The sequence below is a fragment of the Paraglaciecola arctica BSs20135 genome, from assembly GCF_000314995.1.
GTDB lineage: Bacteria > Pseudomonadota > Gammaproteobacteria > Enterobacterales > Alteromonadaceae > Paraglaciecola > Paraglaciecola arctica.
The window spans coordinates 30,241-43,137 of record NZ_BAEO01000028.1 but is presented as its reverse complement, the minus strand read 5'-3'; the positions used below and the strand labels follow the sequence as shown (position 1 = coordinate 43,137).

Genomic DNA, 12,897 nt, shown 5'->3' with positions numbered 1-12,897 from the left:
ACCAATTTGGTGCGAAATTATTAAAAAATGACATTAAAACACTTAGTTAAAGAGTTGTTATTACTCAGTGGCTTTACGGCTAACTCTACAAGCCACTCAGAAAAAATCATTTCAGCCTTTGGCGGTTTAATCAGTATTACTGGTATTATCTGGTTAACTAATATTTTGATCGAAGCGGGTACTTTAGACCCAAGCAGTGGAATTTTGGTGATTGCTTCTATGGGGGCCAGTGCGGTGTTGCTTTTTGCAGTGCCTCATGGAGCTTTATCGCAACCTTGGGCTGTAGTTGGTGGGCACCTTATCTCAGGTGTGATCGGCATCACTTGTTTTAAATTGTTTGGTAATACTTTTGTTATTGCTGGCTTGGCTGTAGGTATGGCAATTGGGGCTATGTATTATCTACGCTGTATTCACCCTCCAGGTGGAGCCACTGCGTTAACTGTGGTAATTGGTGGTTCGGTTATCACAGAGCTTGGATATCAATATTTACTGGTGCCTGTTGCGGTTAATCTTGTGATTATCCTAGTACTCAGTGTTGCCTATAATGGCCTATTTAAGTGGCGTCGTTATCCAGCACATTTAGCCCATAAATTGAAAAAAACGGTGATTACTAAACCCAAAGATAGGCAATTTGAGTTAACTCATGAAGACTTTGCTGCTGCTATGCAGGAATTAGACTCCTACGTAGATATTACCCCTGAAGGACTTGCTGATTTGTTAGAATTAGCCAAACAACACGCCGAGAAGAATATTACTCATCCTTCTGAAATTATTGCTGGGCACTTCTACAGTAATGGTAAAATCGGTAGTTTATGGAGTATTCGGCAAATTGTTGATGCGGCTCCTATAAACAGTCGGCCTCATTTGGATCAAGTTATATACAAAGTGTTGGCCGGTGATGGTGGTTATGAGACTAATATTTGTTTACGTTCAGAGTTTCATCAATGGGCTAGGTTTGAAGTGGTAAAACATCAACAGCAATGGATTAAAGTGGAAGCGGATGACTTGTAACAGCAAACATTATCATGACAAAGTACAGCATCCGATAAGCGGGTATACGCCCACAAACAGGGCAACTCATTAAGCAGTCTTAGGATACAGTTGAATTGCTAGAACTCGAAGATGCTAAGGTTGCAGTTATTCGAAAATACAACGTTTATTACAGCCTTAGCTAGACGCTAAGTTGAGGTTCCATCTCAAAGCCAGATAAGTAACAATCAGTCTATTAGGCAATAAAGGCTGGATATAATGAATAAATTAAGCAGAAGGCAATTTATCGCGATTACCGCTGCAAGCTTTGTTGCTAGTGTCGCAAAAGGAGAGCAATTAATGACAACAAAAACACAATTGATCCATACCGCCTATTTTTGGCTCAAAAATTCAGACTCTACAGCTGACCGCGATCAATTGATTGCGGGTTTACAAACTCTAAGACAAATCCCTACGGTAAAAACCTTACATATAGGTTTGCCAGCTACTACTGAAAAACGTGATGTGGTTGACAATAGTTTCGATGTTTCCGAATTAATGATGTTCGATGACTTAGCTGCACAGAGTGAATATCAAGCTCATCTCATTCATCTAGCCTTTGTTAAAAACTGCTCCCATTTGTGGTCAAAAGTAGCAGTAAAAGACTCTATTACAGTTTAAGTTTCCATTAGCAGTGGTTGTTTATCTGATAAATATTAGGGTTAATAGACAATCAATGCAAAGTGATAAATCAATAGAAGATCGAGGCTCAGTCAGTCCCAGGTGAGAGTTTTCTACTTGGTAATAAGTTTTTGCTATTTCTGCTATCGATGTGTAGAAAATTGCGTTGTTTGAGGTGAATTTTGAATAAATATATTTTAGTTCTGCTATTTTTTGGATTATTGGCGGGCTGTACCAATACTAATTGGCGTGAAGCAAGTCGAGAGCCTGCTGGTATAGCAGCGGATCCTACAACCGAAAAACATGCAGTTATTGAGGTATATGCAGCTGATGCTTTTAGTTGGCGAGGTTGGTTTGCGGTACATACTTGGATAGCTGTGAAGCCCCAAGATGCGAACCAGTATACTGTTTACGAAGTGGTGGGATGGAGGGTTAGGAGTGGTTTGCCGGCGCTGCGGGAGTATCAAACGGCGACACCTGATCGTTATTGGTACGGAGCTAAACCGGAAAAACTTTTGTCCATAAAAGGCGATAAAGCTAACCAGTTGATCCCTCAAATTTCTGAAGCCATTGCGCGTTATCCTTGGGCCAATGAATACACTCTGTTCCCCGGCCCCAATAGCAACACTTTTCCACAATGGATTGGGCAACAGATACCTGAACTTGGTTTAAAGCTACCCTTTCGTGCTATTGGCAGTGGTTATGCGGATTAGCATTAAATCTCTACGATAATGACTTCAATACCCAGTCGTTGCAGACCTTCCTGATATTCATTAGAAATGTTTTGGTCGGTGACTATTTTTCTAACGCCCATTGGTTCAAGTATTTTATGCAAACATACACGGCCAAATTTGGATGAGTCTGTGACTACTATGACTTCGCTAGCGACTTTACACATTAACTTGTTGAGTAAGGCTTCAGCTTCGAAATGCGTGGTGATGCCGCGTTCCATGTGAAAGCCATCCACACCTAAAAACAGCTTGTCTACATGCAATTCCTTGAGGGTATTTTCTGCCAAACTACCAAAAAACGACTGGCTCTTACGTCTTAGGGTGCCACCTAATAATATAACTTCAAGATTTTCGTGGTGGGCTAGTTCGTTGACTATATTTAGGCCATTAGTGACTATTGTGAGATTTTCTTTGCCTTTTAAATGGGAGGCAATTTGCAATGTAGTAGAGCCTGAATCAAGAATAATGGAGTCGCCATTGGTGACCAAATTGGCAGCTACCATGCCGATACTGGATTTTACTTCGGCGTGCAAAACTTGTTTGTCGCCTACTGTGACTTCCATTTCGATTAAAGTGTTGTCTTTTAACATTGCCCCACCATAAGAGCGAGTCGCAAGACCTTGTTTTTCTAAAAATCTTAGATCTTTTCTGATAGTGACAGTTGATACTTTAAACATTTCAGACAGGTTGGGTACTTGAACACTGCCTTTATCTTTTAGCATTCGAGATATTTCTACTCGTCTTCGACTAGTATCGCGCATTGCTGTTCCTTTGTTGTAGCTTTCAGTCTGTATGATTTTTAGAGCATGATAGTCACAGTGAAACATTTTAACAACAGTTGGTTTCAATTGTTGGGTTGTAAATAATGGGTTGTGACTCACATCTATATTGGCAGTGAAGCTAATTGAAACATGTCTTTCGGTGATTGGTAATTAAATGAACGTAAATGAGTCTTTTTATATACATATTTATCTCTTTAGTGATATTTTTTGTCGTTTTTTTCATGTTTGATAACGATATGAAGCATTTGTTAGCTTTATTATGTTACGTTTTGTATTTATTTGCGCTAGGATACCAACAAGAATTACGACTCATGATAAATATTTAAGGGGGGGGGGATTTGAAAGCGTTGTTAGATATGGTCCAACGACATAAGAGTGGAGAAGTGACTGGTGTATATTCTGTATGTTCCTCTCACCCACTCGTAATTGAAGCGGCGATGCTGCATTCGTTAAAGAATAAAGAGTGTTTGGTGTTGGAAGCAACTTCCAACCAAGTGAACCAAGATGGTGGATACACTGGTCTGTTGCCAAAAGACTTTTGTGCACTTGTCTATTCTATTGCCGATAAAGTAGGCTTGCCTCATCAGCAGATTATTCTTGGTGGAGATCACTTAGGTCCTAACTGTTGGCAAGATCTTACTTCAGATGAAGCCATGGCTAAGTCAGATGTGCTAATTGCAGAATATGTTAACGCCGGTTTCAGAAAAATTCATTTAGATTGTTCTATGTCGTGTTCTGATGATCCCGTGCCTTTAGGTGATGATCTCGTGGCACAGCGAGCTGCAAGATTATGTTCTATTGCTGAAAATGCTTGGCATACTTGTGGTGGAGAAGCGCCAGTTTATATTATAGGAACTGAAGTGCCTGTTCCTGGAGGAGCCCAAGAAGGGCTTGATGAACTGACTCCCACATCTGTTGAGGCGGCGACACAGACTATTGCCATCCATAAAAAGGCATTTTTTAAAGCAGGATTAGAGGGGACTTGGCCGAGGATCATCGGTTTGGTTGTGCAGCCTGGAGTTGAGTTTGATCATCATAAAGTGATGGCATTCAAACCTGAAAAGGCCGAGGCGTTGAGTCAATATATTGAGCATGATCCATTAATGGTTTACGAGGCTCATTCAACCGATTACCAAACGGCACAACATTTGTCTGATTTGGTAAAAGGCCATTTTGCGATACTCAAAGTAGGACCTTGGTTAACTTATGCTTTGCGTGAGGCGTGTTGGGCTCTCGACTTGATTGAACAAGAATGGATCGAGCCAGCCAGTCGTGCAAATCTTAAGCAAACTTTGTTGCAAGCAATGCAAGACAATCCTATTTATTGGAAAAAGTATTATTCAGATGATGTTAAAACTCAGATGTTAGATTGTCAGTACAGTTTGAGTGACCGCATTCGTTATTATTGGCCTCAACCAGAAGTATCGGCGAGCTTAGATAAGTTGATTAAGAACTTGGACAATAATAAGCCACCTCTTACTTTAATCAGTCAATACATGCCCAATCAATATCGCGCTATTGTAGATGGTGAAATTGGTAGGGGCATTGAGGAATTGATTTTCCATAAAATTTCTGAAGTATTGGCACAATATTCGGCTGCTTGTTTCGGCAACTAGTACGTATTTCGAAGGAAAAATATAGACAATGACCTACTTAGATTATCCAGAATCAACATTACGTGAGATGGATGCTTATTGGACTGCAAAGGAAATAGCGCAGCAACCAGAAACCTGGGCCAAAACCCTAAAGATGTTAGTGGAAAATAAAGAGCAAATTGATGCATTTTTACAACCCATTTTAGCAAAAAAAGACATTCGTATTATTTTTACAGGGGCAGGTACTTCTGCATTTGTTGGTTCGAGTATTGTGCCTACTATTTTGAAAAAATTCGGTGGGCGAGTTGAAGCAATTCCAACTACAGATTTAGTTTCTAACCCACATGAATTTTTTCAGACTGACGTACCAACCTTATTAGTGTCATTCGCTCGGTCAGGAAATAGTCCTGAGAGTGTGGCAGCGTTTGAGTGTGCCGAAAAGTTAGTTAAAGATTGCTCTCAGCTAGCCATTACATGTAATGCAGAGGGGGCGTTATTTAAACGCTGTGTTGGTGACAATAAATTTGCTTTATTGATGCCAGAAGAAACTAACGATAAAAGTTTTGCGATGACATCTAGCTTTAGTAGCATGATGTTGAGTGCTTTATACGTATTTTGTGCATCAGATACATTTAGTAAACAAATGGCATCGGCTATTAAGGCTACATCATCTTTGTTGAATACTTATAACTTGATGTTGAAAAGCGTAGCGATGAAGAAATATTCGCGTGTTGTATTTCTTGGTAGTGGTGGATTCAGAGGGCTTGCACAGGAAGGTGCACTTAAGTTGCTTGAATTGACCGATGGTCAAGCTATGTCTTGTTTTGATTCACCTTTAGGTTTCCGTCATGGTCCCAAAGCGGTAGTGAATAGTGAAACCTTGGTCATAATTTTTATCTCTAATGACCCTTATACTCGGCAGTATGATTTAGAGTTATTGGCAGAGTTACAAAAAGATCAAGAAGTTGCTCAAATTCTATCTATTTCCGCTAAAGATGACCCGACCTTCAAACAAGGTGAATGTATTATGTTGGACAATGTTGCTGACGTAGAAGACGCCTTTTTATTGTTCCCATTTATTGCCTGTGCTCAGGTTTACGGACTTCAGCATGCCCTAGCTATAGGGAATACTCCTGACAATCCAAGTTCATCGGGAACCATTAATCGTGTGGTTCAAGGTGTGAAAATTCACGCTTTGTGATGGTTTAGTTTTTGTTGTTGAGCTTCAAATTTGATATTTTTAGGTGTTGATGGTGGCAGTACAAAGATCACTTTTGTACTGCTTGACTCCTAAGGAAACATACCTGCTGAACATAAAAAACTGCCTGCTCCCACTTAGAAGTTGATTTTGAAGGAGCGAGGAAAAAAAATAAAAAGGCCTGCTTGAAACTATGTATAAAGCGCACAAGTGCTTTGCTGATTTGAGTTATGCCTTTTTTAACTTTGATAATTTCGTTTTCTTTTTGTGATACTTTCGCGACAATTTCCATTCAAACTCTTTCTCGTAACGTCAACTTAATATACTGCGAGGAATAATATGAACAAACTTACTAAAATTTGCGCCGCTAGCGCATTGGCTTTTGCGAGCAGCCAGTCTTTTGCTGCGGATGTGACAATCAAAATTCAAAACCTTACCCAAGGAATGTACTTCACTCCTATTGCTGCTGTAGCCCATACGACTGACACCAGTTTATTTGAAGTGGGTGAAGAAGCTAGCCCAGAGATCCAAGAAATGGCAGAAGGTGGCAGTTTGGCCGGGCTGACAACTATTGCAACTGCAATTAGTGCTGATGTATTAGCTGAGCCTACAGCAGGACCTTTAGGGCCAACAGAATCTGTTTCGGGTACTTTTACAACGGCAGATGGTAATACTGTGTTGTCTGTTGTTGCGATGATTTTACCCTCAAACGATGGCTTTATTGGTCTAGATAACTGGACTATCCCCACAGAAGCAGGCACTTATACTGTTTATCTAAATGCATATGATGCGGGTACCGAAGCAAACGATGAAATAGTCGGTAGTGGTGCTCCGGGAATGCCGGGAATGCCAGCTCCACCTTTCTTAACACTAGGTACTGGCGGCAGTGGAGTGACGGCTGTTAGCAGTAATACAAATGTACATATTCACCCTGGCAATATTGGTGATGATGATGCATCTGGTGGTGCAAGTGACGTGACCAACTCTATCCATCGCTGGTTAAACCCTGTAGCTAAAGTCACAGTTACCGTTAACTAAGGAGACTGTCATGATGAACCCTTTAAAATTAAACAAAATGCGCCTCGCTCTAATAGTTGCTTTACCTGTTTTATTCAGCGCTTGTAGTGACGACGAAGTTGAAGTTATCAAAGAAGTCGAAGTTATAGTTGAAGTGCCAGCTACAGTGCCTGACCCAGTTGATGTGAGTTATGAAGTGACCGTCACCAACTTAACGAATTCTCAACCTTTGTCTCCGGCTGCAGTTGTTTTGCATGCCGACGGACATTTGTTTTCGGTAGGCGAAGTGCCTTCAGTCGCCTTGGAACAAATGGCTGAGGGTGGTATGAATAGTGGTTTATTGGCCCTCGGAATGGCTTCGGCTTCAGGTGCAGGGGCCATTGGTCCAGGTGGTAGCGAGACTATTAGTGTGACTATTCAAGATGTTACTAATGCCAAATTGTCAGTTGCCACTATGTTAGTGAATACAAATGACGCCTTTAGCGGTCTTGATGCGTTAGACTTAAGTACTTTTGCTGTAGGTGACAGTTGGACAGCTACTGCGGGAGTCTACGATGCGGGTACTGAAGTGAATTCTGAAACCGCAGGTACTATGCCAGGTCCTGCTGATGGCGGTGAAGGGTTTAACACTACCAGAACAGATACAGGTTATGTTGCTATGCACCCTGGTGTTGTTACTGTAGATGACGGATTGAGTAATTCAGTCTTAACAGTACAGCATAAGTTCGACAACCCAGCAGTACGTATTATGGTCACTCGTATTGAGTAAGTTTTGACTCCAAAAGTTTGAACTTTAAAACGCTCAATAAACAATGTATTGAGCGTTTTTTGCTTTCACCTTTGATTCAACCTAACTAGGAAAAAACAACATGTCTGACAGTGTTTTATTGGTCGAAGATGACCGAGATATAGCCGAACTTATTCGTGTTAATTTACTTGAGTTAGGTGTCGAAACCATAGTGCAAGATCAGGGTGACAAAGCATTAAAAATGGCTTTAGAGAATGATTACTCATTGCTCATCTTAGACGTTATGTTGCCAGAAGTAAGTGGCTTAGATATTTGCCGCCAAGTGCGAGAGCAAAAACCATCCCAAGCGATCATCATGCTCACTGCAAAAAGCTCAGAGACAGACAGAGTGCTAGGGTTAGAGTTAGGTGCAGATGATTACATAACTAAACCCTTTAGCGTGCGGGAGTTGCAAGCGAGAGTGCGTTCACAATTGCGTAAAGTGCATGTATTACAAGCAGCCAATAGTGCTGATGTTGTAGATAATAATGGACCATTAGTGATTGGTGACTTACATATCAATCAAAAAAACCATCAAGTGGTCTTTCAAGATAATGAACTTGAACTGACAGCCACAGAATTTGAATTACTGCATCATTTAGCTAGCCATCCCAATCAAGTTTTTAGTCGTAGTCAGTTATTAGAATCGGTTTGGGGTTATCATCACAGTGGCTATGAGCATACAGTGAATTCCCATATCAATAGATTACGAGCTAAAATCGAAATCGACGCCACATCACCACAAATTGTGCAGACTGTTTGGGGGGTTGGTTATAAGTTTAACCCTCAGGGGGTTGAGTTTTAACCTAAGAACAATCAAATGACCGAACCATTTAAGTTAGATTTATTTAATCATCAACAAAACAGTTCCCACATTTACAGGCTTCCTTCCAGAGGCTGCTTTGTAACAGTTTGATTTTTATCCCGTATACCCGATTAATTCTAGCGAAATAAAATACAATTCATCTAGTGGAAATCTTGTCAAAAAACACAAATTATTTGATTCTGACTCGGAGGGATCTTTCATACTTTTGAGTGATTTCTTTTGTAACAAATGCACTTACTATGCGCCACAGGTTAAAGCAAATTACTGCAGATAATGAGATTCTGCAATCAATGTTGAAGGATATAGTAATGGCAATTGAAGAATTTGAGGGGAGACGCAAGGCAATACTTCTAGGAGAACACAGGTATCTCTCTCCTCCGGATAGGGGTTATAAAAAGCTTGGTTTCACATATTCGTCGAAACCACATTACACTATCTACGGAAAGTATGAGGGCTTTAGTGGTCTTAAAGAAGGGATGTGGGCGTCACAAATAGTAAATTACTTTTTTGAGAAAAAAGATGTCGTAGTTGAATGTCCGGCCGGCAACTGGTTGCGAGTTTATTGGGAAATAAAAACAAGCCAGTCAAAGAATTTAGTTACCTTTGGAGCACCTGTAGGTGCATTTGGAGGCATTGCTAAAGCCGCAACGACTGTGATGCACACTTTTCACAATAATTTTTCTGAACGCAAACGTTTTGTGGCATTGGGTTCTGTCGCCACAGATGATAGTCATTATAAAAACTCAATTGATTTGGGACGAAAGTCAACATACGGTGATATAGCTGTGGCTTTGATTAATGCAAATGGCTTTTTAAGTAAGGGCCTCGATGCCCAGAATGTGCTTTTTGCAGCAAAAAGTGCTGCTGGTGACGTCATAGGTAATCTTTGACTAAAAATGAGCCTGCTATTTTCATGCAAGCGCCAGCGATTCATTGGCAACGTTCTTAGCATTAACCTGAATAACTTTCGTTATCATAAAAAACGCCTGTTATTATAAAATGATGAAAACGACATGCAGGGTGTCAGAATTGAACGTACTAGTAATTGACGATCACCCCTTGTTTATTGATGGGGTAAGTCTGGTGTTAAAGCAACTTGCAAATAACGTTGAGGTGTTTAAGGCGACTTCTATCCAAGAGGCTTTGACTCTACTTGAATCACAAAGTGACTTTGACTTGATATTGTTAGATTTGAGTTTGCCAGGTATGGATGGTTTCTCTTTTTTACAACGCTTTTCTGCTGCTGAATTTTGTATTCCTGTTGTTGTAGTCTCAGCTGAAGAACAATTAAGTTTGATTCGTCGTGCACTGAAAGCCAATGTTATGGGATTTGTGCCCAAATCTTTGTGTGCCTCTGACATGTTATTCGCCTTTAAGTCGGTGCTTGAAGGCAATCAATTTTTACCTGATCGTATTACCCAAATGTTAACGCGTACAACTGACCCTGCAGTATCTTTTGAATTACCCCCACACGCACAACATGCAGGTATCAGTACCAAACAATATGCGGTGTTAGTCTTAATAGCCAAAGGTTACTCAAACCAAACAATAGCTAAGCAACTCAACCGCACAGAGCATACGGTCAAGTCTCATACAGCTGCTTTATTTCAAATTTTAGGGGTTTCAAATCGCACTGAGTGTGTGGAAGTGGCAAGAAAAAGAGGGTTAATTAATAATCTATAAATTTAGATGACAAATGTTGATGAACGATTACTCCTTTAACATATGATTGAGCATCAAACGGATTTTAGCTTGCTGTACCGGTTTGTGTAACACTCTGATTCCTGAGTCTTTAAACAGTTTGACCTTTTCTTGAGAAGTATCTCCTGTGACCATTAACGCCGGTATTGATTGAGAAATGTACTCCTTTATATATTGAATAATATCTAATCCGGTATGAAGGTCATTAAATTGATAATCGGTAATTAACATATCTGGCAATTTTTCAGCGCACTCTATAATAGCTTTTACTTCAGTTAATGATTTAGCGCATAGTGTTTCACAGCCCCATTTTTGTAACATGAGACGCATGGCATTAAGAATTTGCTTGTCGTCGTCAGCCACCAAAATCAATTTACCCTTTAATGAGTTAGGGTCTTGAAATAATTGAGATGATGCAGAAGGTTGAGGGAGGGTTTGAGCAATTTGGGCTTCAATGGTAAATACAGAACCCTTTCCAAGTGTTGAACGAACTGTTATTTGATGACCTAACAACACGCTTAACTTTTGTACAATTGACAAACCCAGTCCTAAGCCTAATCTACCGGTGGGTTGTGAGCATTTTAACTGGGTAAACTCTTCAAAAATATGACTTTGCTGAGCATTTGGAATACCTATGCCTGTATCCCATACTTGAATGATGACCATATTCTTACTGCGCCTAAGCGCTAGTAGTACTCCACCTTGATGAGTATATCGCAGAGCATTGCTCAGCAGGTTTCGCACTATCCTTTCTAACCACAAGGGATCAGACATCACATATTGTTCTTTACCATGTAGCCTTAGTTGAATGCCTTTTTTTGCGGCAGTGACTTCAAATTCTTGTAATATTTTTTGTAACAAGGGCGTAACCGCTACAGCTTGAATTTCGGTTTCGATTGTTGCCGCATCAATTTTTGAAATGTCTAATAAGCCATCAAACAACTCGGTCAAAGACCCGTGTGTGGTTTCTAATTTATCTTGGAGCTCTACTTTTTCTTGATCACTATGTGAAAACTTTAATGAACCAATAAACAAACCTAGGGCATGTAAAGGTTGTCTTAAGTCATGGCTTGCAATGGCTAAAAACTTTGATTTAGCCGAGTTTGCATGCTCAGCAATGTGTCTTTGTTTATCAAGTTCTTGTACTTTATGCGCTAATTGTTCGGTGCGCTGCTCTACTGTTTTTTGTAGCCCAGTGTTTAGTTGACGTATTTGATTCGACAGCTGAACTTCTCGATTAGCGCTTCTAATCATTCGAGTGGTTAATATTGAAGCGTTACCAAGTAGTAAAGACAGGTAAGTCAGGTTAATTAAATTACCACCAGAAAAAATATTAAACCAAAGAAAAAGGTCATTTGAAGTGGTTAGGATGACTGCAAGCGCAATAAAACCGACTATGTAGGAATCTGTTTGTTTTTGTTTTATGGCCTGCAAAATACAATAAAAACAATAAGCCATAGTCAAAATATACATCCCTACCCAAGGGTCACGTATCCAAGCATAAATTTCGGTAGGAAACACACTAATACAAACAAACGAAATTAATCCTAGTAGGAGTAAACCTCTGCAAAGTTGTTTATTAACATTGTTGGGGAACAAATAGTGCAAAAAATAAAGAAAGGCAGGTAAGGCAAGTACTAAACCATAATATTCAAACCTTAAGGTCCATACGGCGGGCATGGTAGGCAGCATAAACAACCAAATCTGTTCTATACCGATAATACGTAATGTGTAGGTGAAGATAGCGGCGGCACCGACTAAATATATAAAATCTTTGCGGCGAGCAGGCCCTAGCCCTATAAAAAAGAAATACGTAGCAAAACTTAAAGATGAACCCACCAAAAAAATTGAAGTAAATGAGCGAATACGTTCTTCATTTTCTAATTGCGCAAGTGGTGCAATTTCAAGAGGATTATTTAAACCGCCATCAATATGATGAAAACTTGAAACATGGATCACTAAATTAAGAGTCTGCTCACCTTGAGGTAAAGCAATAATCGAACGTTTGTCTCGCGGTATTTCTGTTTCTTTATATTGAGATGCATGGCCAACTTTTAGAACCGAACGACCATTTATAAAAAACTCCCCTGCTCGATAAAAAACGGGTACATACAAACCAAAGGGGGCTGTGTTTTTTGGTAAAATAATAGTAGTGCTATAACTAGCGTACCCTTGTCTTGGGTAACTAGTTTGTGGTGACGGCAAGTTATTCCATTTAGACGGAAGTGTTATAGCTTGACTATTGGCAGGGCAGGATTTTTCAGGGGAAATAAATTCAGACCAATTAAAACACCACTCTCCAGATAAACTTATACGTTTATGGGTTTTAGAATTTTGGTCTTCAAAATGAAATATTGAATCTGGTTTGGTTAGTGTTTTGTCGACTACAGGTTCAGCTAAAATGTTAAATGATAGCCAAGTACATATAAATAAGCTTTTTAATATAATATTGATAAACAAACATTTGTACGTTAATCGATAGTTATTAAAAGATAGCATCATAATAGATAAGGAGGATTTTTTATTAATAGCATACTTTAACTCAGAAAAAAAATCTATCAGGATGCCAATTTTCATCTATAAAACAATGCCTTAGTCTATTGATATAGC

General features: G+C 39.7%; 13 protein-coding genes. 10 read left to right on the top strand and 3 right to left on the bottom strand.

Going from position 1 to position 12,897, the window contains the following annotated elements; translation table 11 throughout:
• Positions 1-27: 27 nt before the first annotated feature.
• From GARC_RS10855 to GARC_RS10845, 3 genes are all read left to right on the top strand, one after another.
• The gene (locus GARC_RS10855; RefSeq protein WP_007619824.1) at positions 28-1,011 is read left to right on the top strand and encodes an HPP family protein; all 984 of its coding nucleotides are present in this window, start codon (positions 28-30) and stop codon (positions 1,009-1,011) included.
• A gap of 237 nt (positions 1,012-1,248) precedes the next feature.
• The gene (locus tag GARC_RS10850; RefSeq protein ID WP_007619822.1) at positions 1,249-1,650 is read left to right on the top strand and encodes a Dabb family protein; all 402 of its coding nucleotides are present in this window, start codon (positions 1,249-1,251) and stop codon (positions 1,648-1,650) included.
• Between the two features lie 182 nt (positions 1,651-1,832).
• Positions 1,833-2,363 carry a DUF3750 domain-containing protein gene (locus GARC_RS10845; RefSeq protein WP_007619820.1) on the top strand — a complete coding sequence of 177 codons (531 nt, stop codon included), beginning with the start codon at positions 1,833-1,835 and terminating at the stop codon, positions 2,361-2,363.
• A 2-nt stretch (positions 2,364-2,365) separates the two neighbouring features.
• Here GARC_RS10845 and agaR read toward each other — a convergent pair whose 3' ends face one another.
• Entirely contained in the window at positions 2,366-3,142 is a 777-nt protein-coding gene (gene agaR / locus GARC_RS10840; RefSeq protein ID WP_007619818.1) for a transcriptional repressor AgaR, read from the bottom strand.
• A 359-nt stretch (positions 3,143-3,501) separates the two neighbouring features.
• On the opposite strand from agaR, the gene GARC_RS10835 reads away from it, so the two are divergent.
• Both GARC_RS10835 and GARC_RS10830 read left to right on the top strand, forming a co-directional pair.
• Positions 3,502-4,779, top strand: a complete 1,278-nt coding sequence (locus GARC_RS10835; protein WP_039989361.1) for a D-tagatose-bisphosphate aldolase, class II, non-catalytic subunit — start codon at positions 3,502-3,504, stop codon at positions 4,777-4,779.
• Positions 4,780-4,807: 28 nt separating this feature from the next.
• A complete protein-coding gene (locus GARC_RS10830; protein WP_007619814.1) occupies positions 4,808-5,959 on the top strand; it encodes an SIS domain-containing protein in 1,152 nt (383 codons plus the stop codon).
• Between the two features lie 67 nt (positions 5,960-6,026).
• Here GARC_RS10830 and GARC_RS10825 read toward each other — a convergent pair whose 3' ends face one another.
• The gene (locus GARC_RS10825; protein WP_007619812.1) at positions 6,027-6,248 is read right to left on the bottom strand and encodes a hypothetical protein; all 222 of its coding nucleotides are present in this window, start codon (positions 6,246-6,248) and stop codon (positions 6,027-6,029) included.
• 47 nt (positions 6,249-6,295) lie between these two features.
• On the opposite strand from GARC_RS10825, the gene GARC_RS10820 reads away from it, so the two are divergent.
• The 5 genes from GARC_RS10820 to GARC_RS10800 all read left to right on the top strand — a co-directional run bounded on the left by GARC_RS10820 (position 6,296) and on the right by GARC_RS10800 (position 10,269).
• A complete protein-coding gene (locus tag GARC_RS10820; protein WP_007619806.1) occupies positions 6,296-6,994 on the top strand; it encodes a spondin domain-containing protein in 699 nt (232 codons plus the stop codon).
• A gap of 13 nt (positions 6,995-7,007) precedes the next feature.
• Positions 7,008-7,742 (top strand): spondin domain-containing protein, encoded by a 735-nt coding sequence (locus GARC_RS10815; RefSeq protein ID WP_007619796.1) that lies wholly within the window; start codon positions 7,008-7,010, stop codon positions 7,740-7,742.
• Positions 7,743-7,842: 100 nt separating this feature from the next.
• Complete coding sequence (locus GARC_RS10810; RefSeq protein WP_007619794.1) at positions 7,843-8,565, top strand: response regulator transcription factor; 723 nt, start codon at positions 7,843-7,845, stop codon at positions 8,563-8,565.
• A 329-nt stretch (positions 8,566-8,894) separates the two neighbouring features.
• Positions 8,895-9,476 carry a hypothetical protein gene (locus GARC_RS10805; protein ID WP_039989360.1) on the top strand — a complete coding sequence of 194 codons (582 nt, stop codon included), beginning with the start codon at positions 8,895-8,897 and terminating at the stop codon, positions 9,474-9,476.
• Between the two features lie 139 nt (positions 9,477-9,615).
• A complete protein-coding gene (locus GARC_RS10800) occupies positions 9,616-10,269 on the top strand; it encodes a response regulator (RefSeq protein ID WP_007619792.1) in 654 nt (217 codons plus the stop codon).
• A gap of 27 nt (positions 10,270-10,296) precedes the next feature.
• On the opposite strand, the gene GARC_RS10795 is transcribed toward GARC_RS10800, so the two are convergent.
• On the bottom strand, positions 10,297-12,864 hold the full coding sequence (locus tag GARC_RS10795) for an ATP-binding response regulator (RefSeq protein WP_007619791.1): 2,568 nt from the start codon (positions 12,862-12,864) through the stop codon (positions 10,297-10,299).
• Positions 12,865-12,897: the final 33 nt, after the last annotated feature.